This is a genomic window from Pseudonocardia kujensis, from assembly GCF_021283305.1.
In the GTDB taxonomy this organism is placed as follows: Bacteria; Actinomycetota; Actinomycetes; order Mycobacteriales; family Pseudonocardiaceae; genus Pseudonocardia; species Pseudonocardia kujensis.
In genome coordinates, this window is sequence record NZ_JAJSOK010000010.1 from 57,313 (window position 1) to 83,860 (window position 26,548).

Sequence of the window (26,548 nt, forward strand, 5' to 3'; positions counted from 1 at the left end):
CGACGCACCGTTCCGGGCGGCCGGTACACCCGTCGGGGGCGCTCAGGCCCGGGAGGCCCGCCCCTCCGCGACCAGCCGGGCCGCGAGGCCGCCCGGCGGCAGCTCCTCGACGGTCTGCGCGAAGCAGAGATGATCGCGCCAGGCCCCGTCGACGTCGAGGTAACGGCGGAACAGCCCCTCCTCGCGGAAGCCGAGCTTGGTCAGGACCCGCAGGCTCGGCCCGTTCTCCGGGCGCACGGTCGCCTCCAGCCGGTGCAGGCCCACGGGCCCGAAGCAGTGGTCGACGGCGAGCGCGACGGCCGCCGTCGTGACGCCCTTGTTGGTGACCCGCGCGTCGCACCAGTAGCCGACGTACGCCGAGAGCAGCGGCTCCCGCACGACGTTGCCGACCATCACCTGGCCGACCAGGCGCCCGTCGAGGGTGATCGCGAACGGCAGCGCCGCCCCGCGCCGCGCGGCCGAGCGAAGCAGCCACCAGCGGCCCGGCCACTCCCCCGCCGAGTTGCGCCGGGCCCAGCCGCCGGGCGTCGACGGTTCCCATTGAACGAGGTGCTGCTGGTCGCGGATCCGGATCTCCGACCAGGCAGCGCCGTCCGACAGCTTGACCGGCCGGAGCTCGACCCGTCCGCCCGAGACCGTGAGCGGTCCCAGCCGTGCCGGCCAGCCGGGGTGACGCCCGGCGTACTCGGGCAGGGAGTGGGCCACCGCGGCTACCGGCGGACGGAGAGCAGGCTGACGTCGACGCGCTCGTCCACGGTCACGTCCGTGGTCTCCTCCGGTAGCGAGATCAGCGCGTTGGCCTCCGCGAGTGTGGCCAGCAGGTGCGTGCCGCCGGTGGCGAGGGGCTGCACGAGGTAGTCCCCCGACGCGACCTCGCGCAGCAGCCGGCCGCGCAGGTACGAGCGGCGCCCGGGCGGCGAGGACACCGGTGAGGTCAGCCGCGCGGACACCAGGCGGCGGTACGGGTCGGGCATGCCGAGCCCGAGCCGGATCAGCGGCCGGACGAACACCTCGAACAGGACCAGGGCAGTGGCCGGGCTCGACGGGAAGAGGAACGTCGGGACGGAGTCGCGGCCGAGCCTGCCGAAGGCCTGCGACGAGCCCGGTGCCATGGCGACCCGGGTCGTGTCGATCTCGCCCAGCCCGGTGAAGGCGGCCCTGGCCTCCGCCCCGGCGTTGCCACCCGCGCCGCCGCACACCACCACGACCTCGCTGAACGGCAGCAGGTCCTCCACCGCCGACCGCAGCTCCCGCGCGTCGCACCGGACCAGCCGCGGCGGGCGCGGGATCTCGGCGCCCGCCTCGCGGGCGGCCGCGGCGAGCGCGTACGAGCCCACGTCGGGCACGTGCCCGGCCGAGGCCGGACGCGCGACGTCGACCAGCTCGTCGCCCATCGAGACGACCGAGACCCGCGGGCGCGGGTGGACCAGCACCTTGTCCCGGCCGGCGGCGGCGAGCAGCGCGACCTGGGCCGCGCCGATGACGCCGTCCCGGCGGACGGCGACGTCGCCCGGCTGGATGTCCTCGCCGACCCGGCGCACGTACGCCGCCGACGGCACCCCGCGGGTGACCTGCAGGCGCGCGGACCCGCCGTCGGTGTGCGCGACCGGCAGCACCGCGTCGGCGAGCGTGGGCAGCGGCGCACCCGCGCTCACCCGGACTGCCTGTCCGGGCTGCAGCCGCAGCGGCTGGCGCGACCCGGCCGGGATCTCGCCGACGACGGGCAGTCCGACGGGCTCGGCCTCGCTCCCGCCGACGACGTCGACGCTGCGCACGGCGTAGCCGTCGATCGCGGCCTGGTCGAAGCCGGGCAGCGCGCGGGAGGTCACGACCTCCTCGGCGCTGCGCAGTCCCTGGGCGTCGGAGATCGCCACGCGCACGGGCGCGGGCCGGACCGCGATCTCCAGAACCCGTTTGAGCTGCTCGTCGACACTCCGCACGGCGTCAGTTTTCCAGCCGCTCCTGCAGCCAGGTACGCAGGGACGCGCCGTAATCCGGGTGCTGCAGGGCGAAGTCGACGAACGCGCGCACGTAGCCGCCGGGGTTCCCAAGGTCGTGCCGGCCACCCCGGTGGACCACGATGTGGACCGGGTGGCCCTCGTCGATGAGGAGCTGCACGGCGTCGGTGAGCTGAAGCTCGCCGCCCGCGCCGGGCTCGATGCGGCGGAGCGCGTCGAAGATCGCCCGGTCCAGCACGTAGCGGCCCGCGGCGGCGAAAGTCGAGGGCGCCTCCTCGGCGGAGGGCTTCTCCACCATCCCGTGCACCTGCTTGACGTCCGGGTCGCCGGTGTCGCTGACGTCGAACACGCCGTACGGCGAGATCTCCTCCTTCGGGATGTCGAAGGCGCAGAGGACGCTGCCGCCCTTCTCGGCGCGCACCTCGATCATCCGGTTGAGCACGCCCGTGGGCAGCACGATGTCGTCCGGCAGCAGGACCGCGATCGCCTGCTCGTCCTCCGCCAGGGCCTGCTCGGCCTGGGCGACCGCGTGCCCGAGGCCCTTGGGCTCGTCCTGGTAGACGGTCTTGACCTCGATCAGCCCGGGAGCGCGCTGCACCTTCTCCAGCAGCGCCTCCTTGCCGCGGGCCTCGAGGGTCTTCTCCAGGTCGGGGGCGGCCTCGAAGTAGGCGGCCACGGACTCCTTGCCCGGCGAGATGACGATCAGCAGCTGCTGCGCCCCCGCCTCGGCGGCCTCGGCGGCGATCAGCTCGACGCCCGGGGTGTCGACGACCGGCAGCAGTTCCTTCGGCACGGCCTTCGTGGTCGGGAGGAAACGCGTGCCCAGACCGGCGGCGGGGACGACGGCCGAGCGCAGGGCGGAGGGCTGGCTCATCCCGCGAGCCTATCGGCGCCACTAGCGTGGCCGGGTGCTGGAGCGTGAATCGCGACACGAACCGGGCTCCCGGGCCGCCGGGCGGCCGGGCACGGGGACCCGGGGTGACGGCGGAGACGACACCCCGGGCTCCGACGTCGCCCGGCAGAAGGACGCCCTGCGCGCCCGGGTGTTGGAGGCCCGCCGCGCGCTCACCCCTGAGCAGCGCGCCACCGCGGCCGAGGAGCTCCGCGGCCACGTGCTGGAGCTGGCGCAGGAGCTGCGGGAGGGCCCGGTGTGCGCGTACCTGCCGGTCGGCGCCGAGCCCGGTTCCCTCGCGCTGCTCGACGGGCTGCGGGCAGCCGGCCGCTCGGTGCTGCTGCCGGTGGTCCCGCCGCGGCCGGGACCGCTGGACTGGGCGGTGTACACCGGTCCGGACTCCCTCGGCCCCGGCCCGCTCGGGCTGCGCGAGCCCACCACGCCGCGGCTCGGCCCGGCCGCCCTGCGCACCGCCGTGCTGGTCCTGGTGCCCGCGCTCGCCGCCGACCGGTCCGGGCGACGCCTGGGCCGGGGCGGCGGCTACTACGACCGCACCCTGGGCGCCCTGCCCCCGGGCGTGCCGGTGGTGGCGTTGCTGCACGACGGCGAGCTGATCGACGAGGTGCCCGCCGACCCGCACGACCGTCCGGTCACGGGTGTGGTGCTGCCGACTCCCGGGACCGTGGCGACGGGGAACAACGGGCGGGGCTGACGGGTTATGCTGGCACTCGCTCATACAGAGTGCCAGTTTCCGGAGGATCACGTGCCGACCTACCAGTACGCCTGTACCGCCTGCGACCACCGGTTCGAGGCCGTGCAGTCCTTCTCGGACGACGCGCTGACCGAGTGCCCGGTCTGTGGCGGCAAGCTGCGCAAGGTCTTCTCCTCGGTCGGGATCGTGTTCAAGGGCAGCGGCTTCTACCGGACCGACAGCCGGTCCGGCGCCAGCAGCGTGGGCTCCTCGAGCTCCTCGGACGGGGCGAGCTCCTCCTCGGAGTCGTCGTCGGTGAAGTCGGACTCCGGCTCGGGCTCGAAGTCCGACTCCGGCTCATCGTCCACCAGCGCCCCCGCCGCGGCCGCCTCCTGAGGCCTCCGGGGCGGGAGTTGTCCACACCCCGCCCCGTTCCTCCACAGGCCTGCCGTCGGGCCGGGAGCCCGCACGTTCCCGGCCTAGCGTCACAGGCATGGCAGAGCGTCGCGCCCGGCCGGCCCCGAAGGCCGGCGCGGGCGGTTCCCCCCGTGCACCCGCCGGCCCGTCCCGGCCGGTCGAGGCCGTGGCCGCATTCCTCGGCAGGGCGAGCTGGCGGCGGGTCGTGCTGGTCCGCCGGTGCCTCGCGGGGGTGCTCGTGGTCGTCGCCGCCGTGCTCGCCCTCTCCCCCGCCGGTGGCCGCTCGAGCGAGGTCGTCGTGGCGGCGCGCGATCTCGCTCCGGGAAGCGTCGTGGCGCCAACCGACCTGACCGTCGCGACCTGGCCCGCCGAGCTCGTGCCGGCGGGCGTCGTGGGGGTCGCCGCGGCCGAGGGCCGCGTCCTGGCCGGAGCCCTCCGCGCCGGCGAACCCCTCACCGACCTGAGGCTGGCCAGGGCCGCCCTGGCCGCCGCGGCCACGGGCATTCCCGACGCGGCCGCGGTACCGGTCCGCCTCGCCGACCCGGACGTGGCCGCGCTGCTCACCCCGGGTGTCCGGGTCGACGTCGTCGTGGCCGCGCCCGAGGGCGGCACACCGACGGTGCTGGCCGACTCGGCGGTGGTCCTGACCGTGCTCGAGCCCGGTGGCGCGTCGGCCGGGAGCAGTGCGCGGGGCCGATCGGCGCTGGTCGCGCTGCCGCGCGAGCTCGCGACGCGGGTCGCGGCCGCCTCGCTCTCCGATCAGGTCGCCGTTACCCTCCGTTGACGGTAGTGATCACGCAGACCGATCCGTCGGTCACTGGAGGGAACCGTGCTCAAGGGCTTCAAGGACTTCATCCTGCGCGGCAATGTCGTGGACCTCGCGGTCGCGGTCGTCATCGGCGCCGCCTTCACCGCGATCGTCACGGCGTTCACCGGCAGCATCATCCAGCCGCTGCTCAACGCGATCACGCCGCCGGACGTGCCGGCGCTCGGCATCCAGCTGCAGGCCGACAAGCCCAGCACACTGATCAACTTCTCCGAGGTCATCGCCGCCGCGATCAACTTCCTGATCGTCGCGTCGATCGTCTACTTCGTCTTCGTGCTGCCGATCCAGACGATCAAGAACCGTCGCAAGCGGGGCGAGGAGCCGGGTCCCGCGGAGCCGACGGACGTCGAGCTTCTCGCCGAGATCCGCGACCTGCTCAAGGCGCAGGCCAACTCCAGCAGCAACGGCCGCCACCAGGCCTGACCGCGGCCCCACCCGCGAGGCGTACCGCGCCACTCCCGGCCCGCCCCCGGGACCGCTACCGGTCGTGGTGCGGGGGCCGGTTCGCCCGGTACCACTCCTCGTCGCGCTCCCGGTCCCGGTCCGCCGGGCGCGGGTCGTCGAGCTCGTCCCGGGTCACGTCGGGCATCGTGTCGCCGAAGATCTCCGCGAGCCGGCGGCGCACCCGATCCGGAAGTTCGGCCATCCCTCCATGGTGCCAGGCCACATCGGAACCGGTTCGGTGCCACCATGGCCGTGGAGGCCGGGTGACCGGGCGGCGAACAGGAGGGGCCCCATGACCCTGCAGGACATGACCAAGGAACTGCTCGAGAAGATCAAGCCCTACCTGGACCAGGCGCAGGAGAAGGCCAAGCCCTACCTCGACCAGGCCCAGGAGAAGGCCGGGCCGTACCTCGACAAGGCCTCCGAGAAGGCGGCGCCGTACGTCGCGAAGGCCAAGGAGAAGGCGGGGCCCTACGCCGAGCAGGCGCGGGAGAAGGCCGGGCCGCTGGTGGAGAAGGCGGCCCAGAAGGTCGACCACGCCACCGGGCACAAGTACAGCGACAAGATCGGCACCGTGAAGGGCAAGGTCGGCGACGCCCTCAAGCAGAGCGGCTCCACCACCGCCGGACCCACCACCACCGGGGCCACCGGAGCCACCGGGGCCACCGGGGCCACCGGGGCCACCACGGCCACCGACACCGCCGGGCCGACGGCCCCGGCCGCGCCCTCGCCGACGCCCACCGCCGCCCCGCAGGCCGCCGATCCCGAGGCACCCGGAGCGAAGCCCGGCAGCGGCACGACGCCGTCCGTCTGACGGCTCATGCTCGGGCGGTGCGCCCGGGCGCCCCCCGGCGGGTCAGGCGTCGAGGCTGGACAGCTCGCTGATCACATGCGTGACCAGCGGCGACAGGGTAGCCATGCCGTCGCGCACCGCGGCGCGCGAGGAGGCCAGGTTCACCACGAGGGTGCTGCCCGAGATGCCGACCAGCCCGCGGGAGAGCCCGGCGTCGACGGCGCCGGCGGCGAGCCCGGAGGCCCGCAGCGCCTCGGCGATGCCGGGGATCGGGCGGTCGAGGACGCCTGCGGTGGCGTCGGCCGTGACGTCCCGCGGGGACACCCCGGTGCCCCCGACGGTGATCACGAGGTCGACGCCGCCGATGACGGCGGTGTTGAGCGCGTTGCGGATCGCGACGGCCTCGCCCGGCACGGTCACCGCGCCGTCGACCACGAAGCCGGCCTCCTCGAGCAGCTCCGCGACGAGCGGACCGGTGCGGTCCTGGGTCTCGCCATGGCTGACCCGGTCGTCCACGATCACCACGAGGGCACGGCCGAGCTGCGGGGTCGCCATCTCCATGTGCTCACCGTAGTGGTCCCGGCACCGGGCGGCGCCTCGGGTGGCGGGTTCGTCGCCCGCCCGGACAGGGCGGGACCGCGCCGGCACTGGGAGGGGGTGCCGGCACCGACGCGGACCCTGTGTCCGGTCGCGGGGCACCACGACACGGACACCTCCATCATGACCCGAAACGCGGGCCCCGCGCCGCTCCCGGGCCGGATCTGGGCCGGTTGACACTTGCGGATCCCCCGGCGGCAGCTAGCTGGGCTCACCCGCGAGGGTGACGGTGACCTGACGGTCCGTGAGGGCGAGTCCGACCTGCTCACCGGGCTGATGGTCGCGGATCGCCGCGACCAGCTCGTCGCCGTCGGCGATCGGGCGGTCACCGACCCGGAGCACGACGTCACCGGGATGGAGTCCCGCCAGGGCGGCCGGCCCACCGGGTGTGACCTGCCCGACGACGGCGCCTCCGTTCGCGGGCTGTCCGACGGCGGTGACCGTCACCCCGAGGACCGCCCGGGTCGCGCGCCCGGTGCGGTTCAGCTCGTCGGCCACGCGCCGCGCCTGGTTGACCGGGATCGAGAACCCGACGCCGATCGAGCCGCCCTGGTTGCCGCCGGTGCTGGCGATGGCGGAGTTGACCCCGACCACGCGGCCCTGCAGATCGACCAGGGGCCCGCCCGAGTTGCCGGGGTTGATGGGGGCGTCGTGCTGGACGGCGTTGAGCACGGTCGCCTGGCCGCCCTGGTCGCCGCCGACGCTGACCGCCCGGTCCAGTGCGCTGACGATGCCGGTGGTCACGGTCCCGTCGAGCCCGAGCGGCGCCCCGATCGCGACGACCTGCTGGCCGACCCGCAGCGAGTCGGAGTTCCCCAGCTCGGCCGCGGTGAGTCCGCCGGCCCCGTCGAGCCGGACGAGGGCGAGGTCGGAGCCGGTGTCGCGGCCGACGATCCGGGCGGGGAACGCCCGGCCGTCCTGCAGCAGTGCGGTGATCGTGCCGCCCGCGGCCGCGGCGGAGACGACGTGGTCGTTCGTCAGCACGAGGCCGTCCGCGCTGAGCACGATGCCGGAGCCCTCGTCCTCGCCCGGACCGCCGCCCTCGACCTTGAGCAGCACGACACTCGGCAGCACCTTCTCCGCCACCGCCTCGACGGGGGTGAGCTGGGACGACGCCGGGTCGGCCTGGGGCAACGGCCGGCCGAGCGCGCCGTCGGACACGCTGCGCCCGGCGAGGGTCCAGCCGATCCAGCCGCCGGCCAGCCCCGCGAGGAGCGCCAGGACGACGGCCGCGGCGGCCAGCGGGGCGTAGCGGCGAAGCCGTCCGGACCAGGTGCGGGCCGGCGCCTCCCCCTCGTCGTCCGCTCCGTCCGCCGGAGCCGGTGCGGGCGCTCCCGGCGCGAGGCCGGGCCGCTCCGCCTCTCCCGCCGGATCCGGCAGCGGGGGTGCCGCGTCGTCCGGCTCGATCAGCGCGTGCCGACCGGTGTCGGTCACGGGATCGGGCACCGGCAGCCCCCGTGGGGGCGTCGCCTGCGCCGGGTCGCCTTCGAGGGGAGGCAGGGCCCCGCTCCCGTCGGCGGTTTCGGCGGGCGTGCGCCCGGCGGCGTGCCGCCCTCCGGCCCCGTGGCCGGAGCGCTCGTCGTCGGTCATCCGGGTCCCGTGCTCCTCGCTCCGACGGGCGCGTCCGCGGCCGCCGCCGCGACAGGGTAGGCGGGCGAGCGGTCCGCGCCCGCGCCGCCTCCGACAACGATTCCCTCCTTGACAGGATTTGTTGTCGGTGGCACCGTCGGTACCGTGACGAACCGGACGGCAGCACGGACCGCGGTGATCGAGGACGGGGCGGCCGCCGCGGTCGCCCTCGACCCGGTGCGGGCCCGGCTGCTGCGCGCGTTGCGGGAGCCGGGCTCGGCCACCTCGCTCGCCGTCGAGCTGGGTCTGACCAGGCAGAAGGTGAACTACCACCTGCGGGCGCTGGAGGCGCACGGCCTCGTCGAGCTGGTCGAGGAGCGCCGCAAGGGGAACATGACCGAGCGCGTGCTGCGGGCGACCGCGAGCGCCTACGTCGTCTCTCCGCAGGCCTGGGCCCTGGTCGCCCCGGACCCGGAACGCGAGCCGGACCGGGTGTCCGCCCAGTGGCTGCTCGCCCTCGCCGCGAGGTTGCTCCGCGAGGTGGGAACGCTCATCACGCGGGCCGGGCGCAAGCGGGTGGCCACCTTCGCCGTCGACGGCGAGATCCGGTTCGCCACCGCCGCCGACCGGGCGGCGTTCGTGCGCGAGCTCGGCGAGGCCGTCACCGAGCTCGTCGCCCGCCACCACGACGCGACGGCGCCGGGAGGGCGTCCGCACCGCCTCGTCGTCGCCCTCCACCCCGCCCTGCCGGACGGCGGGTCCCCGCCCGGCGCCGGGGCCGGCACCGAGTCCGACACCGGGCCCCACCCCGAGCCCCACACCGAGTCCACGACACGTACCGAGGAGCCGCCGTGAGTCGCCCGTTCGAGATCCGCCGCGAGGTGGTCCTGCCCGCGAGCCCCGAGGAGGTCTGGCGCGCGATCGCGACGCCGGAGGGACAGGCGGGGTGGTTCATGACCGGCCCCGATCCGGAGGAGGCCGGCGCCGAGATCGACGAGGACGCGCCGCGCCGGCTCGAACAGCGCTTCGGCACCCAGGCGATCGAGTACGTCCTCGAGGCCGCGAGCGGCGGCACGACCGTGCTCCGGTTCGTCCACAGCGGCATGGCCGAGGACGACTGGGGCGACGAGTTCGAGACCATGACCGGGTTCGGCTGGGACCTCTACCTCTTCACCCTCGGTGAGTACCTCCGCCACTTCCCCGGCCGCCCGGCGGTGTACGTCGAGGCCGAGGCGCCGAACTCGCCGGACGCCTGGAAGCGCATCCTCGCCGCGCTCGGCGACCCGGCCGAGGGCGACACCGTCGAGATCCTCGGCGGCCCCGGCGTGGTCGACAAGCGCACCGAGCACTACCTCGGCGTCCGCACCGCCGACAGCCTGATCCGCTTCCACGAGCGGTCGCTGCTCGGGATGCCGGTCGCCGTCGGGCACCACGACTACGCCCCGGGCGTCGACGTCGCGGCGAAGACCGCGGAGTGGACGCGCTGGTTCGCCGACACGGTCGCGGGCTGAGTCAGCCGGCAGCGCGCTCCTCCGGTGGCAGGACGTCCCCGCGACGGCCGGGCAGCCGCAGCGAGAGCAGCGCACCGCCCTCGGGGGCGCGGCCCGCCCAGGCCGCACCCCCGTGCCGCACCGCCACCTGCCGCACGATCGCCAGCCCCAGCCCGGAGCCCGGCATCGTGCGGGAGGTGTCGGCGCGGTAGAAGCGCTCGAAGACGTGCGGCAGGTCGGCCTCGGCGATGCCGGGGCCCGAGTCGGCGACCTCGATCACCATCGTCCAGTCGTCGAGGGGAACCATGCGCAGCCGGACCGTGCCGTCGGGCGGGCTCCACTTCACCGCGTTGTCCAGCAGGTTCAGCACGGCTCGCTCCAGGGCGGTGGCGTCGCCGACGAGCGTCCACGGCACCGGCGAGACGTCGAACGTGATGTCCCCCGCGCGCCGGCGCACCCGCTCCAGGGCCCGGTCGACGACGTCGGTCATCTCGACCGGTTCCCGGGGCACGGCCGGGGCGTCCTCCCGGGCCAGCTCGGTGAGGTCGCCGATGAGCTGGGTGAGCTCCTCGACCTGCGCCCGGACGTCGGCGAGCATCTCCTCGCGGTCCTCGGCGGGCAGGATCGGGGCGCCCGGCCTGTCGGCGGCCGCGAGCAGCTCGAGGTTGGTGCGCAGCGAGGTCAACGGCGTCCGGAGCTCGTGTCCGGCGTCGGCGACAAGGCGCCGCTGCTGCTCCTGCGACGCGGCCAGCGCGCCGAGCATCTCGTTCAGGCTCTGCGTGAGCCGGGCCAGCTCGTCCGACCCGCTGACCGGGATCGGCCGCAGCTCCCCCGTCGCCGTGACACGCTCGGCCGCCGCGGTGAGCCGCTGCACCGGCCGCAACCCGGCCCGGGCGACGGCCACGCCGGCGAACGCGGCGAGCACCACGCCGATGCCGCCGATCACCGGCAACGCCGTGGCCAGCTCGGACAGCACGGCCTGGGTGGAGTCCAGCTTCTGGGCGATCACGAGCGCCCGGCCGTTGCCGGCCTCGACCGCGACGACCCGGTACCCCGCCGCCGTCCGGAAGCTCTCTTCCTCGTCGCCGCGGGCGACGTCGAGCTCGGCGTCGCTCAGCGGCGGCGCGGAGGCCGGACCCTCGGCGGACTGCGCGAAGCCCGACGCGTAGACCAGGGCGACGCGGATGTCCCCCGCCCCCAGCACCTCCGGCGGGATCGTCGAGATCAGTTCGGGTTTGGCCAGCTCGCTCTGGGCGGCGGCCGTGGCGCGCCGGTAGAGGTTGTCGTCCAGCGTCTCCAGGATGCTCTGCCGCACGATGAGGAACGCGGCCAGCGACACCAGCACGACGACGCCGGCCGCCACCGCGGCGGCCAGGATCCCGATCCGCGCGCGCAGGCTGACCCGGTCGAGCCGCTCCCGGACCGAGGGCCAGTGCCCGCGCTCGGTCACGGCGGCGTCTCGCGCAGCACGTAGCCCACGCCGCGCACGGTGTGGATCAGCCGCGGCTCGCCGTCGGCCTCGGTCTTGCGCCGCAGGTAGCCGATGTAGACCTCGAGCGCGTTGCCCGTCGTCGGGAAGTCGTAGCCCCAGACCTGCTCGAGGATCTGCGCGCGGGTCAGCACCCGGCGCGGGTGCGACAGCAGGAGCTCCAGCAGCGAGAACTCGGTGCGGGTGAGGCTGATCGGGCGCTCGCCGCGGCGGACGTCGCGGGTCTCGGGGTCGAGCGAGAGGTCGGCGAACTCCAGCACGTGCGACTGCCCCGCGGCGGCCGCGATGTCGTCGATCGTCCGGCGCCGCAGCAGGGCGCGCAGCCGGGCCAGCAGCTCCTCCAGCGCGAAGGGCTTGGGCAGGTAGTCGTCCGCCCCGGCGTCGAGGCCGGCCACCCGGTCGGACACTGCGTCGCGCGCGGTGAGCACGAGGATCGGCAGCTCGTCGCCGGCCGCGCGCATCCGCCGGCAGACCTCCAGCCCGTCGAGCCGGGGCATCATGACGTCGAGCACCATCGCGTCGGGCCGCTGCGCGTCGACGGCCTCGAGCGCGGCGAACCCGTCGCTCGCGAGATCGACCTGGTAGCCGTTGAAGGCCAGCGAACGGCGCAGCGACTCGCGCACCGCACGGTCGTCGTCGACGACGAGGATTCGCATGGCCGTCAGTCTCGCGCGGTGTTCTGAGAAGCGTCTGAGAGGCCCCTGTGACGCTCGTCCGCTCCGGGCGGTTCGCGCGACGGGGTACGGCGGCCCGCGCGTCAGACGATGAACGGCTCCCGCTGCGCGCTGCGCCGCTCGACGACCGCCGAGACCGTCGCGACGACGAGCCCGGCGAGCGCGAGGACGGCGGCGACGACGTTGGGCGAGGTCAGCCCGAAGCCCAGCGCGATCGCCACGCCGCCCAGCCAGGCCCCCAGCGCGTTGGCCAGGTTGAACGCGGCGTGCATCGAGCCGGCGGCCATGTGCGGGGCGCCCGCGGCGCCGTCGATGATCCGCAGCTGGGCCGAGGGGATCAGCGAGAAGGTCGTGACGGAGAAGAGGAACAGCACGATCGCGGCGCTGACCGGGTGGTGCATCGCCGGGACCAGCGCGAGCGCGACGATCACGTCGGCGGCCAGGACCGTGCGGATCGCGCGCATCGGGTCGATGTCCGCCAGCCGGGCCCCGATGGCGTTGCCGACCGTCATGCCCACGCCGAACATCGCGAGCAGCAGCGTGATCGCGGCGGTCGGGAACCCTGCGACGTCGGTGAGCATCGGCGCCACGTAGCTGTAGCTGGCGAAGAGGGTCGCCCCGCCCAGGACCGCGATGAGCAGGGTCAGCCAGACCGGGCGGCGGGTCAGCGCGCGCAGCTCGTCGGCCAGGCGTGGCCGGCCGCCCTCGGGCCGGACGTCCGGGACCACGAGCCGGATCAGCACGGCGGCGGCCAGCCCGATCACGCCGACCGCGGCGAAGGTCCACCGCCAGCCGACGAGCTGCCCCAGGAGCGTCGAGAGCGGGACGCCGACGATGTTCGCGACCGTCAGGCCGGCGAACATGTGGGCCATCGCCCGTGCCCGCCGGTCCGGCGCCGCGAGGGAGCCGGCGACGATCGCCGCGATCCCGAAGTAGGCCCCGTGCGGCAGCCCGGACAGGAACCGCCCGAGCATCACGTAGTGGTAGCCCGGCGCGACGGCCGACAGCAGGTGCGCCACGCCGTACAGCCCGATCATCACGATCAACGCCCGGCGGCGCGGCAATCGGGTCGCGGCCGCGATGAGGAGCGGCGCCCCGACGACCACGCCGATCGCGTACGCCGACACGAGGTGCCCGGCCTCGGGGATCGACACCTGCAGGTCGCCGGCGACCTCGGGGAGCAGCCCCATCACGGTGAACTCGCCCGTCCCGAGGGCGAACGCCCCCAGCGCCAGCGCGAGCAGCGCGACGCGCACCGACCGCACGGTGACCCCCTTACGCACACAGAATGCAGAACTCTCCCAGCGTAGGCCTCGACCGGCCCTCAGCGGGTGTTCGACGGGTCACCCACGGGCCGCGGACGACGCCGTTAGGATGCTGCCCGCAAGCCCTCGTAGCTCAGGGGATAGAGCACCGCTCTCCTAAAGCGGGTGTCGCAGGTTCGAATCCTGCCGGGGGCACAGGTCAGCGTGTGCTTCGTGGATCTTGTTCTCGGACGTGGGAGCCAAATGGGAGCGAGTCTGTTGTTCGGCGTAACCATCCGTACACCGACGACGGATCGCCGCTTCGACCCTCAGCCGAATCCCACCTCCCCGTCAGGGGTCAGGCGGACCATCTCATCGATCTCACGCGAGTCACGCTCGAATGCCGCGAGGGTTCGTTCAGCAAAATCCGAAGTCGCCACCTGAGGCTCGCCTTTCGCGTCCAGCGTGATGGGCACGAGCCGGAGCCGTCCGGGCCCGCGCTCGGGCAGGTCGATCTCGAATGCCGCGCTGTCGAACCACCGACCGGTGAACAGCCTTGACGCCTGGTAGGGAAGCGGGAAGTAGAGTTCGGGCACACTGATCTCGGCGGCGTGGAACAGGAAGTTCCCGGCCGAGTAGAGGATCAAGCCGTCGTTCCATCTCTCGACGGGATGCAGGCAGTGCGGGTGCGTGCCGATCACGACGTCCGCTCCCGCGTCGACGAGTCGCCGTCCTAGCGGCTGTTGGTACTGCGCGAGCGGGCCCTGGTTATCCGGCAGGTACGCCCACGGGACTCCCCAGTGGAGGCAGACCACCACCCGGTCCGCCGTGCGCCGGGCGGCGCGGATGGCGTCCTCGGCCCGGGCAACATCTGCCTCCTGCGCGGCGGTGCGGAGGAACGGCGGCGTCCCGGGTTGTTCCTGCAACGTGATGCCGTCGAGCGCAAGGCTCTGGTCGATCCGAATGGGCGCGATTCCGGGGCGGGTGGTGGTCGCGTTGGCGCCGGGCGGAAGCGTGGAGCAGAAGCTCAGGACGGCGCCCCTGGAGCCCGCCGCCTCGACGACTGTGCCGCGCTCCGCCTCGGCGAGGGTCCGGCCACCGCCTGCATGCCGGACACCGGCGGCGTCGAGGGCCTCGATCGTGCTGAGTAGACCCTCCGTGCCGTGGTCGAGAGCATGGTTCGTAGCCAGCGAGACCACGTCGATCCCCAGGTCGGCGAGAAGCGGCGCCGTCGCCGTCGGGACCCCGATGGTCATCTCCTTCTCCGTCGGACTGTCGACGTCGACCAGCGGCGCCTCCAGGTTCGCGATCGTGACGTCGCCTCGCCTCAGCAGGGGCAGCGCAGAGGCCTCGGGTCCCGGCGTGCGGGCGAGCACGGTGTCGCCGACGCCCATGATCTTCATCGTTCCCCCTTCGTCCACCGGGTGGTTGACAGGATCCGTTGCCCGGTTCAGGATCGTCCCACTCTGCAGCACAAATCGTTCCGCAGATATGAACGCTCGGGAGACTACGTGATGCGCGTGGACCGCACGCTGCTGTTCACCCCAGGGGACGCACCCCGCCGGATCGGGCGGGCCCTGTCGCTCCGTTTCTCGACCGTCGTCCTCGATCTGGAGGACGGTGTGGGGGCGGGCCCGGCGAAGTGGCAGGCCCGGACCGCCGTCGTGCGTGCCCTGACGGTCTCGCGGCGGCCCGGGCTCATGGTCCGGATCAACGGGCTCGATGATCCTGAGCACCTCGCCGACCTCGAGGCGCTCCGGCCGGTCCTCGGCCATGCCGCCGCCGTCGTGGTCCCGAAAGTCGAGTCGGCGGCGCGGCTCGCCGAGCTCGCCGACACGGTCCGGGTACCGGTCGTTCCGGTGATCGAGAGCTGCACGGGCCTGCTCGCTGCGGCGGAGATCGCCACCGCTCCGCAGGTGGCGAGGGTGATCCTGGGTGTCCTCGACCTGGCGGCCGAGCTCGGCGTCTCACCGGTGCCGGGCGAGGCGGGCCTCGACCACGCGCGCACCCACCTCGCGGTGGCGTCCCGCGCGGCGGGTCTACGCGCCCCGATTGACGGACCCCACCCCGACCTCGACGACGAGGAGGGCCTGATCCGTAGCAGCCGCGCCTCCCGGGCGCTCGGGTTCGGCGGCCGCGTGGTGCTGCATCCCCGACACCTCGACGCGGTGGCCCGGGCGTACGCACCGACCGCGGCGGAGATCGAGCGGGCACGCCGGGTCGTCGACGCGGCCGGGTCAAGACCCGGCAGCCTGCGTCTGTCCGACGGCACCTTCGTCGACGCCCCGGTCGTGGCCCGGGCCCAGGCCCTGCTCGAGGAGGTGCACGGTGAGCCGACTCCCGCTTGAGGACGTCGTCGTCGTCGGCCTGGAGCAGGCCGTCGCGGCGCCGTACGCCACCCGGTTGCTCGCCGACCTCGGCGCTCGGGTGATCAAGGTCGAGCACCCCGAGGGCGGAGACTTCGCCCGGACCTACGACGACGTCGTCGGCGGGTTGTCGAGCGTGTTCGTCTGGCTGAACCGGGGCAAGGAGTCGGTGCAGCTCGACCTGAAGTCCGCGGCCAGCCGGGAGGCCCTGGAGGATCTTCTCGGAGCCGCGGACGTGGTCGTGGCCAACCTGTCCCCCCGGGCGCTGGCCGCACTCGGCCTCGGAGTCGAGGCACTCGGCGAACGCCACCCCGGCCTGATCGTCTGCACGATCTCGGGGTACGCACCGGACGGCCCGCAGCCGGAGCGCAAGGCCTACGACGCGCTGATCCAGGCGGAATCCGGTCTGATGGCACTCACCGGCTGGCCGGACTCCCCCGCGAAGGCCGGGATCTCGGTGGCCGACATCGCGGCGGGATCGTTCGCGCACAGCGGGATCCTGGCGGCGTTGCGTCACCGCGACCGGACGGGCGAGGTGCTGCCGGTGCACGTCCCGCTCTTCGGCGCGCTGACGGAGTGGATGGCCTACCCGCTGTACTACACCGCGCACGGCGGTGCGGCGCCGGAGCCGATGGGCACGGCGCACCCGACGATCGCCCCGTACGGGGCCATGCCCACGGCGGACGGTGGGCGGCTGATGATCGCGGTGCAGAACGACCGCGAATGGCGCCGGCTGTGCAGCGACGTCCTCCGGACACCCGCCCTGCTGGAGAACCCGCGCCTCGCGAGCAACGGGCTGCGAGTCGCCCATCGCGCCGAGCTCGACGAGCTGGTCGACGCGGTCTTCCGGACCCTGCCGGAAGCGGTCCTGGTGGAACGACTCGAGGCCGCGGACATCGCCTGGGCGCGGCTCAACCAGGTCACCGACCTGGCGCAGCATCCCGAGCTCGCCGTCCCGGCCCGCTGGCTCGACACCCCCACACCGAACGGTCCGGTACGCACGCTCACCCCGATCGCGACGCCCGGGGCCCGCGTCGCCCGCGACGGCGCCGTCCCGGGCCTCGGACAGCAGACCGACACCGTGCTCGCCGAGATCGCGGCACGCCGGAAGGAGACCGCATGACCACGCATGACGGCTGGCAGGGCCGGTTCTTCGAGGACTTCGTCCCCGGGGACGTCTACCGCCATCCGCTGGGGCGCACGATCACGACCACGGACAACATCTGGTTCACGCTGCTGACCCAGAACACCGCGCCGCTGCACTTCGACCACGAGTACGCGAAGCGCACCGAGTTCGGGAAGCCGCTGGTCAACTCCACGCTGACGCTCGCGCTCGTCGCCGGGCAGAGCGTCACCGACGTGTCCCAGAACGTGTTCGCGAACCTCGGCTGGACCGACATCACGCTGCCCGCCCCGGTCTTCGAAGGGGACACGATCCGCTCGTCATCCACCGTCGTCGAGGTCCGGGAGTCGAGGTCCCGGCCGACGGTGGGCGTGGTGATGGTGCGCACCACGGGGACGAAGCAGACGGGCGAGACCGTGATCGAGTACAGCAGGACGCTGCTGGTCTACAAGCGCGGGCACGGTCCGCGCGCGGAGGACGCCGCATGACCACCACTACCGACCGCACCGAGCTCCGCCGTGACCTGCGCGCGCTCATCGACCAGATCTGCACGGACTATCCCGACGCCTACTGGCGCGAGGTCGACGAGGCCCGCCGCTATCCCGAGGAGTTCGTCGACGCCCTGACCGGGACCGGCTGCCTCGGGGCGCTCGTGCCCGAGGAGTACGGCGGGCTCGGTCTGGGGCTGGGCGACGCGTCGGTGCTGTTGGAGGGGATCAACGCCAACGGCGGCAACGCGGGCCCGGTGCACGCCCAGCTCTACACGATGGGCTCGGTGCTGCGGCACGGCAGCGAGGAGCAGAAACGCCGCTACCTGCCCGACATCGCCGCCGGGAAGGTCCGGCTGCAGGCCTTCGGCGTTACCGAGCCGACCGCGGGCTCGGACACCACGAGCCTGCGGACCACCGCCACCCGCACCGACGACGGCTACGTCCTCAACGGGCAGAAGGTCTTCATCTCCCGCGTCCAGCATTCCGACCTGATGTTGCTGCTGGCCCGCACCACTCGCCGCGAGGACGTCACGCGCAAGTCCGACGGCATCTCGATGTTCCTCATCGACCTGCGCGAGGTCTCCGGCGTCGAGGCCCGCCCGATCCGCACCATGGTCAACCACGAGACCAACGAGGTCTTCTTCCACGACGTCCACATTCCCGCCAACGCCCTCGTCGGCGAGGAGGGCAGGGGCTTCCGCTACGTCCTCGACGGCATGAACGCCGAGCGCATCCTGATCGCCTCCGAATGCGTCGGCGACGGTCGCTGGTTCGTTCGGCGCGCCTCCCGCTACGCGAGCGAGCGCGAAGTCTTCGGCAGGCCGATTGGCCGCAACCAGGGCGTGCAGTTCCCCATCGCCCAGGCCCACGTGCACCTCGAGGCCGCCGACCTCATGCGCTGGAGAGCGGCCGACCTGTTCGACGCCGGACAGCCGTGCGGGGCCGAGGCGAACATGGCCAAGCTGCTGGCGTCCGAGGCCTCGTGGGAGGCGGCCGACGTGGCGTTGCAGACCCACGGCGGGTACGGGATGGCCGCGGAGTACGACATCGAGCGCAAGTTCCGCGAGACGCGGCTCTACCGCATCGCCCCAGTGTCGTCGAACCTCATCCTGTCCCACATCGGCGAGCACGTCCTCGGCATGCCGCGGTCGTTCTGATGGGCACGACCCTCGGCTACCTCGCGGACTGGGCCGCGCGGCTCGACCCCACCGACGCGGACCGGGCCCTGGCCCGGACCGCACTGGCCGACACCCTGGCCGTGACACTGGCCGCGGCGGACGAGCCGATCGTGTCCCACACCGTCGGGCAGCCCACCGCACTGCGGTGGGCGGCGATCGGGCACGCGCTCGATTTCGATGACGTCCATCTGCCGTCGACCTCGCACGTCAGTGTGGTCTGCGCGAGCGCCACCCTCGCCACCGGCGGGGGCGAACGGGAGTTCCTGGCCGCCGCCGGGGTCATGGCTCGGCTCGGCACCGCGCTGGGTTGGGGCCACTACCGGCGCGGATGGCACGCCACCTGCACTGCGGGCGCGCCTGCCGCGGCGGTCGCGGCGGCCCTGTCGCTCGGCCTGGACCCCGACGGCGTCCGACGTGCGATGGCCCTGGCCGTCCCCGCGGCGGGCGGGGTGCAGCAGGCCTTCGGCACCGAGGCCAAGCCGCTGCAGGTGGGGTTCGCGACGGACGCCGGGGTCCGGGCCGCCCGGCTCGCGGCGGCCGGTGCGGGCGCCGACCCGCGCGCGCTCGACGACTGGTTCGCACTGATGGGAGGCGCGCAGGAGATCGACCTGTCGGGCCCCGCGGTCCCCGGCGGTCTGGCCGTCAAGCCGTTCCCCTGCTGCTACGCCCTCCAACGGCCGATCGGGGCGGTGCGCCTGCTCGGCCCGGTCCCCGTCGACGAGATCGACACGGTGGAGATGTGCGTGGCCGAGTCCGTGCTGCAGCCGCTCGCCCACGACCGCCCGCGGACGGGAGCCGAGGGCAGGTTCTCCCTGCCGTACGCCGTGGCCGCCGCCCTGGTGGACGGCTTCCCGACCGCGGCGAGCTTCACCGATGCCGCGGTGCGGCGGCCCGAGGTCCGGCGGTTGCTCGAACGCATCGCCGTCCGCATCGTGCCGGGTGGCGAGGGCGTGCTCGCCGGCGACAGCACCGTCCGTCTCACCCGCCGCGACGGCGGGAACTTCGAGCAGACCCTGCACACCCCGCCGGGCCATCCCGACTTCCCGCTGTCACCCGCCGATCTGCACGCGAAGATCGCGGGCTGCGTCGGCGACGCCGCGGAGGTCGCCGACGCGACCTGGCGGGCTGCCGCCCGGCTCCTGTCCGACACCTACCCCTGAGAGCGAGCCATGGCCGATTTTCTGGTCTCCATCGACACCACCGACGTGTTCGCACTGCCGCCCGCCACGCGGTCGGACGTGGTGGACCGCGAACGCGCCGCGGGCCGGGCCCTGATCGAGGCGGGCACGCTCAAGGGGCTCTGGCGGGTGCCCGGGGAGAAGGGGAACGTCGGTATCTGGTCGGCCGCAGACGCCGACGAGCTCCACGACGTCCTGCAGGCGCTCCCGATCTTCCCCCATGCCCGCTTCCACGTGCGCCCGTTGGCGACGCACCCCCTGGCCAGCGGGGTCGACGACTTTTTCAACAAGCCGTAACATCCGTTCCGCTCTTCAGGACGCCGTTCCGAAATAGAGTACGGGCAACGTCGCCCAAGGAGGCATGAAGGTGGCACCACCGCACTACGCCGGGTACCGGTCGTTCTCCTACCTGGAGCCCGGTGAGGACTATGTCGAGTTCACCCTGGCCGCCGAGGTCGATCGGCTCCCCGCGCACGATCTCGGGCTGACCGCCGCCGAGGAGGACCGCGCCGAGCGGCTGCTCACGGAGAACATCGCCGTCTCGCTGCACGACCACCCGGTCCGGCTCCCGGAGAAGGCCGAGGCGGAGCTCTCTGCCTGGAACCGGGAGGCCCGCCTTGCCTACGGCTACGAAGGTCTGAGCCGCTCTGGGCTGGATGCAGTCTTCGACAACCTCGACTGGGGGGCCTGCGAGTCGCGCAACGGCTGGAAGTGGGACGACGTCATCACCGACCTGGGGATGCGGTTCTGCGACTTCGCCCACCAGGACTACGCGATCCGCGCCGAGTCCGTCGACGACATCCGGCGCGCCCACGCCGAGGGCCGCCTCGCCGCCGTCGCCGGGCTCGAGGGCGCCGCACTGATCGAGAACGAGGTCGACCGGCTCGACGTGCTGTACGGGCTCGGCGTCCGGCAGATGGGTGTCGCCTACAGCGACCAGAACTCCCTCGGCAGCGGCTTGCGCGAGCGGGGCGACGGCGGGCTCACCGAGTTCGGACGCCGCGCGGTCCGCCGGATGAACCGGCTCGGCATCGCGATCGACCTGTCCCACTCGGGCGACCGCACGGCCCTGGACGTGATCGAGGCCAGCGACAAGCCGGTGTTGATCACTCACGCGGGCGCGCGCGGGCTGTGGGACACCCCTCGGATGAAGCCCGACGAGGTCATCCGTGCCTGCGCCGAGTCCGGCGGCATGATCGGGATCGAGGCCGCTCCGTACACCACGGTCAGCCCGGACCACCGCAGGCACACGATCGAGTCGGTCATGGACCACTTCCGGTACTGCGTGGACCTCGTCGGGATCGAGCACGTCGGGTTCGGCCCGGACACCTTCTTCGGCGACCATATGGGACTTCACCACGCGATGAGCGAGAAGCTCGGCGTCGGGTCCATCACGGCCGGCCCGGAGTTCGAGCCGGTCGAGTACGTCGCCGGCCTGGAGAACCCCGGTGAGTGCTTCCGCAACATCACGCGCTGGCTGGTTAAGCACGGCTACTCCGACACCGACATCGCTGCCGTGACCGGCGGCAACGCGCTGCGGGTGCTCGAGAAGATCTCGTAAGGCCGTCCTCCGTCCCGTGGGCCCACGAGGCGTCGGGACGTACCCTGCTCCCACCGGAGTCACTCATGCAAAAGAAGGTCCTCGGCGCGGCCATGGTCGGCCACACCGTCGAGTCGTTCGACTTCGTGATCTACGGCTACTCGGCCGTGATCATCGCCAAACACTTCTTCCCGGCCGAGAACCCCGCTCTGGCCATCCTGTCCACACTGGCCGTCTACGGGCTGGCGTTCGTGGTCCGCCCGCTGGGCGGCGCCGTGTTCGGCAGCATCGGCGACCGGCTCGGCAGGCGCACCGCGCTGTCCACCGTGGTCCTGATCATGGCGGTGGCGACCGCGGCCATCGGCGTGCTGCCCACCTACGGCACCGCCGGGATCGTCGCGCCGATCCTCCTGCTGCTGTGCCGGACCGCCCAAGGGCTCTCGATGGGGGCCGAGTACACCAGCGCCGCCTCCTACGTGATGGAGCAGGCTCCACCCGACCGACGCGGCCTGTGGACCAGCGCGGTCGGCAGCGCGACCTTCATCGGTGCCGCCCTCGCCTCGTTCCTGCTGCTCGGCCTGCAGTCGGCGTCGAGTGCGGCCTACCAGGACTGGACCTGGCGGCTGCCGTTCTTCATCGGGGGCGCGATGGCACTGATCGGGCTCTACATGCGACTGCGGCTGTCCGAGTCGAGCACCTTCCGCGACCTCGAGGAGCGCGGTGAGACGACGGCGACGCCCGTGCGGGACTCCTTCCGCAACACCCGGTCGTTCCTGCTGCTGCTCGCGATCTTCTCGCTGCTCGCCGTGGTGTCCCAGAACTTCCTCGGCTACCTGCCCACCTACCTGACGACCACGGCCGGGCTGCCTTCTATCACCGTTCTGGTCGCGAGCGGCGTCGCCCTGCTGATCTGCGCCTGCCTGTCCGTCCTCACCGGGGCGATGTCCGACCGGATCGGGCGCAGGCCCCTGCTCATCGCCGGCGTCGTCGTGGCCGTGCTGGGGTCCTTGCCCGCCTACCTGATCGCGTCCATCGGTTCGCTCTGGTCCACGATCGTCGCGCTGATCCTGCTGGTCGTCCCGTCGGCGCTGGTCGGCATGACCGCCACTATCACCGCCGTCGAGCTGGTGCCGCCGCGGATCCGGGCGACGAGCACGGCGCTGACCTACAACATCGCCTACGCCGTCTTCGGTGGCACGGCACCGCTCGTCGGCGCCCTGCTCACAACCCAGTTCGGCAGGCTGGCCCCCGGCGGGTACATCACCGTGATCGCGGCGCTCGCGCTCGTGGTCGTCGTCGTCGCACTCCCGGAGACCCACGGCCGGGCCCAGGCCGTGGACCCCACTGCCGATGCCGAGCCGGCCCCCGACCCGCTGCCCAGCACGTGAGGAGCCACCCCGTGACGTCACCGGTGAAGGACCGGATCGCCGCCGAGTTCGCCCGGCACGAGCCCGAGGTCCTCGCGCTGTCGCGCCGCATCGGCGAGCACCCCGAGCTGGCGTTCGAGGAGTACAAGACCGCCGCGGCGATCGTCGACCTGCTGCGCGACCACGGCGGGTTCGTGGTCGAGGAGGGCGTCGGCGGACTCGACACCGCGTTCACCGCGACCGTCGGGTCCGGGTCGCTGGCCGTCGGGCTCTGCGCCGAGCTCGACGCGCTGCCGGGGATCGGCCACGGCTGCGGGCACAACGTGATCGCGACGAGCGCCGTCGGCGCCGCGCTCGCCCTTGCTCCCGTCGCCGACGAGCTCGGGCTGAGCGTACGACTCCTGGGCACACCGGCCGAGGAACGCGGTGCTGGGAAGGCGATCCTGTTGCGCGAGGGCGTGTTCGACGGGCTGCACGCGGCCCTGATGATGCACCCCACGCTCAAGGACATGGCGACCCCGCACATCCGGGCGCTCGGCACCTGGACGGTGGAGTACCACGGCCGGACCGCGCACGCGTCCCGACCGTTCGACGCGCTGAACGCGGCGGACGCGGTGACCGTCGCCCAGGTCGCCGTGGGGCTGTTGCGCCAGCAGAAGAAGGACTCCGACCGCATCCACGTCGTGGTCAAGGAGGCGGGCACCGCGGTCAACGTCATCCCCGGGCACGCCGTCGTCGAGGTCGGGGTCCGCTCCGACACCCTCGCCGAGGTCGAGGCCCTCTGGGCGCGCGTGCGGAACTGCTTCGAGGCTGGGGCACTGGCCACCGGGGTGCGCCTGGAGGTCTCCGAGCCCCTGATGTGGCTCAACGGGTTCCGCCACGACACGGACCTGGCCGGGCTCTTCCGGAGCAACGCCGAGGCCTTGGGCCGGACCTTCCCGGACTACGCCGACCGGTCCCTCGGCTCGACGGACATGGCCGAGGTGTCGGTGCACATGCCCGCCATCCATCCCGTCCTCTCCTTCGACCGGCCCGCCGAGGAGGGCAATCACACCGCCGCGTTCGCCCGCACCGCCTGCGGCCCGGAGGGCGACCGGGCCGTGCACGACGGCGGGCTCGCCCTCGCCTGGACGATCGCCGACGCCGCGCAGGACGACCGGCTCCGCGGCCGGCTGACCGCGAGCGGCGCCTTCCGCTGGACAGGAGCACAGTGATGAGAGCAGCCCGCATCAGCGCCTTCGGGGGTCCCGAGGTCTTCGGGGTCACCGAGGTCCCCACCCCCGAACCCGCCCCGGGTGAGGTGCTCGTCCGCATCCGGGCGGCGGCCCTGAACCGGGCAGACATCAACATCCGGGAGGGCCGGTTCCCGGAGGCCCCGCCCCCGCCGATGACCCTCGGCGTCGAGGGTGCGGGGGTCGTCGCGGCCCTCGGCGACGGGGTGACCGGGCTCTCAGTGGGCGACCGGGTCGTGATCAACCCGATGCTCGTCTGCGACGCCTGCGAGTTCTGCCGGAGCGGCCGCGACAGCGAGTGCCGCGGGCTGCAGGTCGTCGGTGAGCACTTCGACGGCACCTACGCCGAGTATATCGCGCTGCCCGTCCGCAACCTCATCCCGGCGCCGGACCGGCTCAGCGACACCCAGCTCGCCGCCGGACTCGTCGCCTACCTCACCGCATGGCACATGCTCAAGACCCGGGGCGGGCTCCGGCGCGGTGAGTCCGTTCTGGTCGTGGGCGCGGGCAGCGGTGTCGCCAGTGCCGCGGTCCAGGTGGCCAAGGCCCTGGGCGCCACCGTGATCGCTACGACCGGTAGCGAGCGCAAGGCCGAGCGGGTCCGAGCCCTGGGCGCGGACGAGGTCGTCGACTACCGCGCCGAACCGGACTTCCACGAGGCGGTCCGCAAGCTCACCGGCGGGGACGGCGTCGATCTCGTGCACGAGACCGTCGGCGAGGCCACCGTGCAGAAGTCCGTCCTCGCCGCGCGACACGGCGGCCGGGTCCTCGGCATGGGCTCCCACACCGGTCGCTACGCCGAGCTGGACCTGTGGAGCCTCTACCGGCGTGAGATCACGTTCATCGGGTGCCACACCGGCAACCGCGCGGAGATCGCCGAGTTCCTCCCGCTCCTGGCGGACGGCTCCCTCACCCCGGTCCTGGACTCGGTCCACAGCCTGGAGGACGCAGTCGCCGCCCAGGCGAGGCTCGCGTCCTCGGACCGCTTCGGGAAGGTCGTGCTGTCCGTTGACTGAGACTGTTAGCCTGTCCCACAATACGGAACACACCGTTCCAGGCGCCGCAGGACAGGAGCCCGTGATGGATCGACCCGAGGCGAGCAAGGGCATCAGCTCCGTGCTGAACACCCTGCAGGTCCTCGAGGCGGTCGCCCGGCAGCAGCCGGTCGGGGTCTCCGAGCTCGCCCGCGCCACCGGGATGCCGAAGAGCAGCGTGCACCGGTGCCTGCTCACCCTGCGGGAGGCGGGCTGGCTCCGTATCGTCGACCCGGACCGGGTGCTCTGGGGGGTCACCAGCAAGCCCCTCGACATCGGCCTGACCGGCTCCGGAGAGCAGAGCCTGCGCGAGGTGGCCCAGCCGCACCTGGAGGCGCTCCGGGACGTCACGAACGAGACCGTTCACCTCGTCATCCGGGACGGCGACTCGCTCGTGATCATCCTGCGCGAGGACTGCCGCCAGGCGGTGCGCACCTTCGTCGAGATCGGCACCCGCGCACCCATGCACGCCACCTCGTGCGGGCTCGCCGTCCTCGCGAAGCTCGACGACCCGGAGGTCGACGCCCTCCTCGGCCGGGGGCTCGACACCTACACCGACAGCACCCCCACCTCGCTCTCGCGGCTCCACCGGGAGATCGAGCACACCCGCGAGCGGGGCTACTCGGTCAACGACTCGTCCTGGTGGCGCCCGGACGTCAGCGCGATCGGCGCAGCGATCGTCAACTCCGCGGGCAGGCCCATCGGCGCGCTCGCCATCTCGGTGCCCTCCAGCCGCTTCGCCCCCGAGGACGTCGCCGGCTACGGCGCGCACGCCGTCAAGACGGCCGAGGCCATCGCCGAGTCGCTGACCGGCCGCTGACGCCCCCGTCCCACCCCGGACCCCCGGCCCCTCCCCAAGGAGTCCATTATGGAGACTCGCCCGTCCACATGGAGACTCGCCCGTCCACCGACACGACCCTCCACTACGACGTCACCGGTGCGGCCACCGGTCCGGCCCTCGTGCTCGTGCACGGCCTCGGCTGTAGCCGACGCGACTTCGACGGCCTCACGCCCCTCCTCCCCGCGCACCTACGGGTCGTGGCGGTCGATCTCGCCGAACACGGCGACTCCCGGTCCACACGCGCCGACTACTCGATCGGCGCGTTCGCCGCGGACGTGGTCGCCGTCCTCGACGCCGCGGGGATCGATCGCGCCATCCTCGTCGGCCACTCGCTGGGCGGCGCGGTCGCCGTCGAATTGGCCCGCGTGCGCCCGGAGCGGGTCGAGGCCGTGATCGGCCTGGACGCCCTGCACTTCCTGGGCATCTACCCTCTCCAGCCGCCCGAGGTCGTCGAGCAGACCGTCGCGTTCTTCGCCCAGGACTACGTGGAGGCCGTGCGCTCCCTGGTCGACACCGGCGTCGTGCCCGAGACCGACCCGAACGTGAAGGCGGCGGCGTTCGCGCAGATGTCGTCCGTTCGCCAGCCCGCCGGGCTCACCGGGCTGCGTGGGCTGCTGGAGTGGGACATGGAGACCGCGCTGGCGACCACCACACAGCCGATCACGGTGATCGCGGCCCGGCCGCTGTACGACGAGGACGCCCACCGGCGGTTCGGTGACCGCGTCGACTTCCGACCCGAGGATCTCGGGAGCCACTTCTTCCCGGTCGAGTTTCCCGACCAGACGGCACGTCTGATCCTCGATGCCCTCGCCCGAATCGGCGGCAGAGTGACGTGACCGCCCCCGTCCTGCGCCCCACGGAGTTCCCGATCTCCCGCAGCGTCGTCACCCGCGTCGCCGGCGGAATGGACGGCGTCCTCCGGGTGGTCGCTCTGCTCCGCGGACGCGGCTACAGAGTGCATGACCTCGCCGTGCGGATGCACGACGGTGTCGCCGTGAGCGAGATCGATGCCACGATCAGCCTCACCGCGTCCCAGGCCGCCCTCCTGCTCGCCCGGCTGCACCGGCTCCCCACCGTCGTCGACGCGTACACGCTCTGAGCCAACTGGAGATCA

Annotated in this window: 30 protein-coding genes and 1 tRNA gene; 21 read left to right on the top strand and 10 right to left on the bottom strand. The window is 73.2% G+C overall.

Going from position 1 to position 26,548, the window contains the following annotated elements; all coding sequences use genetic code 11:
- Nucleotides 1-42: 42 nt before the first annotated feature.
- From LWC35_RS09855 to LWC35_RS09865, 3 genes are read right to left on the bottom strand one after another with little or no spacing between them, the layout of a single operon-like run.
- Complete coding sequence (locus LWC35_RS09855) at nucleotides 43-705, bottom strand: GNAT family N-acetyltransferase (protein ID WP_232869741.1); 663 nt, start codon at nucleotides 703-705, stop codon at nucleotides 43-45.
- Between the two features lie 5 nt (nucleotides 706-710).
- Complete coding sequence (gene glp / locus LWC35_RS09860) at nucleotides 711-1,940, bottom strand: molybdotransferase-like divisome protein Glp (protein ID WP_232869742.1); 1,230 nt, start codon at nucleotides 1,938-1,940, stop codon at nucleotides 711-713.
- Between the two features lie 4 nt (nucleotides 1,941-1,944).
- Nucleotides 1,945-2,832 (bottom strand): UTP--glucose-1-phosphate uridylyltransferase, encoded by an 888-nt coding sequence (locus tag LWC35_RS09865; RefSeq protein ID WP_232869743.1) that lies wholly within the window; start codon nucleotides 2,830-2,832, stop codon nucleotides 1,945-1,947.
- 34 nt (nucleotides 2,833-2,866) lie between these two features.
- On the opposite strand from LWC35_RS09865, the gene LWC35_RS09870 reads away from it, so the two are divergent.
- The 4 genes from LWC35_RS09870 (at nucleotide 2,867) to mscL (ending at nucleotide 5,207) form a co-directional block, all read left to right on the top strand.
- Nucleotides 2,867-3,562 (top strand): 5-formyltetrahydrofolate cyclo-ligase, encoded by a 696-nt coding sequence (locus LWC35_RS09870; RefSeq protein ID WP_308194504.1) that lies wholly within the window; start codon nucleotides 2,867-2,869, stop codon nucleotides 3,560-3,562.
- A gap of 51 nt (nucleotides 3,563-3,613) precedes the next feature.
- Complete coding sequence (locus tag LWC35_RS09875) at nucleotides 3,614-3,937, top strand: FmdB family zinc ribbon protein (protein ID WP_232869744.1); 324 nt, start codon at nucleotides 3,614-3,616, stop codon at nucleotides 3,935-3,937.
- A 97-nt stretch (nucleotides 3,938-4,034) separates the two neighbouring features.
- Complete coding sequence (locus LWC35_RS09880) at nucleotides 4,035-4,742, top strand: SAF domain-containing protein (protein ID WP_232869745.1); 708 nt, start codon at nucleotides 4,035-4,037, stop codon at nucleotides 4,740-4,742.
- A gap of 45 nt (nucleotides 4,743-4,787) precedes the next feature.
- Nucleotides 4,788-5,207 (top strand): large conductance mechanosensitive channel protein MscL, encoded by a 420-nt coding sequence (mscL, locus tag LWC35_RS09885; RefSeq protein WP_232869746.1) that lies wholly within the window; start codon nucleotides 4,788-4,790, stop codon nucleotides 5,205-5,207.
- A 55-nt stretch (nucleotides 5,208-5,262) separates the two neighbouring features.
- On the opposite strand, the gene LWC35_RS09890 is transcribed toward mscL, so the two are convergent.
- Nucleotides 5,263-5,430: a hypothetical protein gene (locus tag LWC35_RS09890; protein WP_232869747.1), complete on the bottom strand. Its 168-nt coding sequence runs from the start codon at nucleotides 5,428-5,430 to the stop codon at nucleotides 5,263-5,265.
- A gap of 90 nt (nucleotides 5,431-5,520) precedes the next feature.
- Here LWC35_RS09890 and LWC35_RS09895 point away from each other — a divergent pair, with 90 nt between their 5' ends.
- Complete coding sequence (locus LWC35_RS09895; RefSeq protein ID WP_232869748.1) at nucleotides 5,521-6,042, top strand: Rv0909 family putative TA system antitoxin; 522 nt, start codon at nucleotides 5,521-5,523, stop codon at nucleotides 6,040-6,042.
- Nucleotides 6,043-6,084: 42 nt separating this feature from the next.
- Here LWC35_RS09895 and LWC35_RS09900 read toward each other — a convergent pair whose 3' ends face one another.
- Together LWC35_RS09900 and LWC35_RS09905 are read right to left on the bottom strand one after the other, a co-directional pair.
- A complete protein-coding gene (locus LWC35_RS09900) occupies nucleotides 6,085-6,576 on the bottom strand; it encodes a MogA/MoaB family molybdenum cofactor biosynthesis protein (protein WP_372463029.1) in 492 nt (163 codons plus the stop codon).
- Between the two features lie 243 nt (nucleotides 6,577-6,819).
- Nucleotides 6,820-8,208: a S1C family serine protease gene (locus tag LWC35_RS09905; RefSeq protein WP_232869749.1), complete on the bottom strand. Its 1,389-nt coding sequence runs from the start codon at nucleotides 8,206-8,208 to the stop codon at nucleotides 6,820-6,822.
- 144 nt (nucleotides 8,209-8,352) lie between these two features.
- Between LWC35_RS09905 and LWC35_RS09910 the strand changes: the two genes are divergently transcribed.
- Both LWC35_RS09910 and LWC35_RS09915 read left to right on the top strand, forming a co-directional pair.
- Nucleotides 8,353-9,042: an ArsR/SmtB family transcription factor gene (locus LWC35_RS09910; protein ID WP_232869750.1), complete on the top strand. Its 690-nt coding sequence runs from the start codon at nucleotides 8,353-8,355 to the stop codon at nucleotides 9,040-9,042.
- Nucleotides 9,039-9,698, top strand: a complete 660-nt coding sequence (locus LWC35_RS09915) for an SRPBCC family protein (RefSeq protein ID WP_232869751.1) — start codon at nucleotides 9,039-9,041, stop codon at nucleotides 9,696-9,698. The genes LWC35_RS09910 and LWC35_RS09915 overlap by 4 nt, the downstream gene beginning before the upstream one ends.
- A 1-nt stretch (nucleotide 9,699) precedes the next feature.
- Here LWC35_RS09915 and LWC35_RS09920 read toward each other — a convergent pair whose 3' ends face one another.
- The 3 genes from LWC35_RS09920 to LWC35_RS09930 form a co-directional block, all read right to left on the bottom strand.
- Nucleotides 9,700-11,127, bottom strand: a complete 1,428-nt coding sequence (locus LWC35_RS09920) for a HAMP domain-containing sensor histidine kinase (RefSeq protein ID WP_232869752.1) — start codon at nucleotides 11,125-11,127, stop codon at nucleotides 9,700-9,702.
- Complete coding sequence (locus LWC35_RS09925) at nucleotides 11,124-11,822, bottom strand: response regulator transcription factor (RefSeq protein ID WP_232869753.1); 699 nt, start codon at nucleotides 11,820-11,822, stop codon at nucleotides 11,124-11,126. The genes LWC35_RS09920 and LWC35_RS09925 overlap by 4 nt, the downstream gene beginning before the upstream one ends.
- A 101-nt stretch (nucleotides 11,823-11,923) precedes the next feature.
- Nucleotides 11,924-13,096 carry an MFS transporter gene (locus LWC35_RS09930; protein ID WP_232869754.1) on the bottom strand — a complete coding sequence of 391 codons (1,173 nt, stop codon included), beginning with the start codon at nucleotides 13,094-13,096 and terminating at the stop codon, nucleotides 11,924-11,926.
- 131 nt (nucleotides 13,097-13,227) lie between these two features.
- Between LWC35_RS09930 and LWC35_RS09935 the strand changes: the two genes are divergently transcribed.
- Nucleotides 13,228-13,300, top strand: a tRNA-Arg gene (locus LWC35_RS09935).
- Between the two features lie 113 nt (nucleotides 13,301-13,413).
- Here the strand turns inward: LWC35_RS09935 and LWC35_RS09940 are convergent.
- Nucleotides 13,414-14,559 (bottom strand): CapA family protein, encoded by a 1,146-nt coding sequence (locus tag LWC35_RS09940; RefSeq protein ID WP_232869755.1) that lies wholly within the window; start codon nucleotides 14,557-14,559, stop codon nucleotides 13,414-13,416.
- A 39-nt stretch (nucleotides 14,560-14,598) separates the two neighbouring features.
- On the opposite strand from LWC35_RS09940, the gene LWC35_RS09945 reads away from it, so the two are divergent.
- The 13 genes from LWC35_RS09945 (at nucleotide 14,599) to LWC35_RS10005 (ending at nucleotide 26,533) form a co-directional block, all read left to right on the top strand.
- Nucleotides 14,599-15,432, top strand: coding sequence for an HpcH/HpaI aldolase/citrate lyase family protein (locus tag LWC35_RS09945; protein WP_232869756.1), 834 nt, complete (start codon nucleotides 14,599-14,601; stop codon nucleotides 15,430-15,432).
- A complete protein-coding gene (locus LWC35_RS09950; RefSeq protein ID WP_232869757.1) occupies nucleotides 15,413-16,573 on the top strand; it encodes a CaiB/BaiF CoA transferase family protein in 1,161 nt (386 codons plus the stop codon). The genes LWC35_RS09945 and LWC35_RS09950 overlap by 20 nt, the downstream gene beginning before the upstream one ends.
- Nucleotides 16,570-17,061 (top strand): MaoC family dehydratase, encoded by a 492-nt coding sequence (locus LWC35_RS09955; RefSeq protein WP_232869758.1) that lies wholly within the window; start codon nucleotides 16,570-16,572, stop codon nucleotides 17,059-17,061. Before LWC35_RS09950 ends, LWC35_RS09955 begins: the two co-directional genes overlap by 4 nt.
- Nucleotides 17,058-18,221 carry an acyl-CoA dehydrogenase family protein gene (locus tag LWC35_RS09960; RefSeq protein ID WP_232869759.1) on the top strand — a complete coding sequence of 388 codons (1,164 nt, stop codon included), beginning with the start codon at nucleotides 17,058-17,060 and terminating at the stop codon, nucleotides 18,219-18,221. Before LWC35_RS09955 ends, LWC35_RS09960 begins: the two co-directional genes overlap by 4 nt.
- Nucleotides 18,221-19,402, top strand: a complete 1,182-nt coding sequence (locus tag LWC35_RS09965) for an MmgE/PrpD family protein (protein WP_232869760.1) — start codon at nucleotides 18,221-18,223, stop codon at nucleotides 19,400-19,402. Before LWC35_RS09960 ends, LWC35_RS09965 begins: the two co-directional genes overlap by 1 nt.
- Before the next feature lie 9 nt (nucleotides 19,403-19,411).
- On the top strand, nucleotides 19,412-19,717 hold the full coding sequence (locus LWC35_RS09970; protein WP_232869761.1) for a muconolactone Delta-isomerase: 306 nt from the start codon (nucleotides 19,412-19,414) through the stop codon (nucleotides 19,715-19,717).
- A gap of 64 nt (nucleotides 19,718-19,781) precedes the next feature.
- Nucleotides 19,782-20,981 carry a dipeptidase gene (locus tag LWC35_RS09975; protein ID WP_232869762.1) on the top strand — a complete coding sequence of 400 codons (1,200 nt, stop codon included), beginning with the start codon at nucleotides 19,782-19,784 and terminating at the stop codon, nucleotides 20,979-20,981.
- Nucleotides 20,982-21,046: 65 nt separating this feature from the next.
- The gene (locus tag LWC35_RS09980; RefSeq protein WP_232869763.1) at nucleotides 21,047-22,348 is read left to right on the top strand and encodes an MFS transporter; all 1,302 of its coding nucleotides are present in this window, start codon (nucleotides 21,047-21,049) and stop codon (nucleotides 22,346-22,348) included.
- 11 nt (nucleotides 22,349-22,359) lie between these two features.
- Entirely contained in the window at nucleotides 22,360-23,541 is a 1,182-nt protein-coding gene (locus LWC35_RS09985) for a M20 family metallopeptidase (protein WP_232869764.1), read from the top strand.
- Nucleotides 23,541-24,575, top strand: a complete 1,035-nt coding sequence (locus LWC35_RS09990; RefSeq protein WP_232869765.1) for an alcohol dehydrogenase catalytic domain-containing protein — start codon at nucleotides 23,541-23,543, stop codon at nucleotides 24,573-24,575. The genes LWC35_RS09985 and LWC35_RS09990 overlap by 1 nt, the downstream gene beginning before the upstream one ends.
- Before the next feature lie 64 nt (nucleotides 24,576-24,639).
- Entirely contained in the window at nucleotides 24,640-25,413 is a 774-nt protein-coding gene (locus LWC35_RS09995) for an IclR family transcriptional regulator (protein WP_232869766.1), read from the top strand.
- Between the two features lie 68 nt (nucleotides 25,414-25,481).
- Nucleotides 25,482-26,270, top strand: coding sequence for an alpha/beta fold hydrolase (locus LWC35_RS10000; RefSeq protein WP_232869767.1), 789 nt, complete (start codon nucleotides 25,482-25,484; stop codon nucleotides 26,268-26,270).
- Complete coding sequence (locus LWC35_RS10005; protein WP_232869768.1) at nucleotides 26,267-26,533, top strand: hypothetical protein; 267 nt, start codon at nucleotides 26,267-26,269, stop codon at nucleotides 26,531-26,533. Before LWC35_RS10000 ends, LWC35_RS10005 begins: the two co-directional genes overlap by 4 nt.
- The last annotated feature ends 15 nt before the right edge of the window (nucleotides 26,534-26,548 follow it).

What these genes read in the sequence shown, in the direction of transcription:
- LWC35_RS09890 (WP_232869747.1), bottom strand. Translation starts at nt 5,430, where the DNA reads ATGGCCGAACTTCCGGATCGGGTGCGCCGCCGGCTCGCGGAGATCTTC.
- LWC35_RS09960 (WP_232869759.1), top strand. Translation starts at nt 17,058, where the DNA reads ATGACCACCACTACCGACCGCACCGAGCTCCGCCGTGACCTGCGCGCG.
- LWC35_RS09865 (WP_232869743.1), bottom strand. Translation starts at nt 2,832, where the DNA reads ATGAGCCAGCCCTCCGCCCTGCGCTCGGCCGTCGTCCCCGCCGCCGGT.
- LWC35_RS09895 (WP_232869748.1), top strand. Translation starts at nt 5,521, where the DNA reads ATGACCCTGCAGGACATGACCAAGGAACTGCTCGAGAAGATCAAGCCC.
- LWC35_RS09925 (WP_232869753.1), bottom strand. Translation starts at nt 11,822, where the DNA reads ATGCGAATCCTCGTCGTCGACGACGACCGTGCGGTGCGCGAGTCGCTG.
- LWC35_RS09945 (WP_232869756.1), top strand. Translation starts at nt 14,599, where the DNA reads ATGCGCGTGGACCGCACGCTGCTGTTCACCCCAGGGGACGCACCCCGC.
- LWC35_RS09970 (WP_232869761.1), top strand. Translation starts at nt 19,412, where the DNA reads ATGGCCGATTTTCTGGTCTCCATCGACACCACCGACGTGTTCGCACTG.
- LWC35_RS09880 (WP_232869745.1), top strand. Translation starts at nt 4,035, where the DNA reads ATGGCAGAGCGTCGCGCCCGGCCGGCCCCGAAGGCCGGCGCGGGCGGT.
- LWC35_RS09995 (WP_232869766.1), top strand. Translation starts at nt 24,640, where the DNA reads ATGGATCGACCCGAGGCGAGCAAGGGCATCAGCTCCGTGCTGAACACC.
- LWC35_RS09955 (WP_232869758.1), top strand. Translation starts at nt 16,570, where the DNA reads ATGACCACGCATGACGGCTGGCAGGGCCGGTTCTTCGAGGACTTCGTC.
- LWC35_RS09900 (WP_372463029.1), bottom strand. Translation starts at nt 6,576, where the DNA reads ATGGCGACCCCGCAGCTCGGCCGTGCCCTCGTGGTGATCGTGGACGAC.
- LWC35_RS09975 (WP_232869762.1), top strand. Translation starts at nt 19,782, where the DNA reads ATGAAGGTGGCACCACCGCACTACGCCGGGTACCGGTCGTTCTCCTAC.
- LWC35_RS09990 (WP_232869765.1), top strand. Translation starts at nt 23,541, where the DNA reads ATGAGAGCAGCCCGCATCAGCGCCTTCGGGGGTCCCGAGGTCTTCGGG.
- LWC35_RS09965 (WP_232869760.1), top strand. Translation starts at nt 18,221, where the DNA reads ATGGGCACGACCCTCGGCTACCTCGCGGACTGGGCCGCGCGGCTCGAC.
- LWC35_RS09980 (WP_232869763.1), top strand. Translation starts at nt 21,047, where the DNA reads ATGCAAAAGAAGGTCCTCGGCGCGGCCATGGTCGGCCACACCGTCGAG.
- LWC35_RS09905 (WP_232869749.1), bottom strand. Translation starts at nt 8,208, where the DNA reads ATGACCGACGACGAGCGCTCCGGCCACGGGGCCGGAGGGCGGCACGCC.
- LWC35_RS10000 (WP_232869767.1), top strand. Translation starts at nt 25,482, where the DNA reads ATGGAGACTCGCCCGTCCACCGACACGACCCTCCACTACGACGTCACC.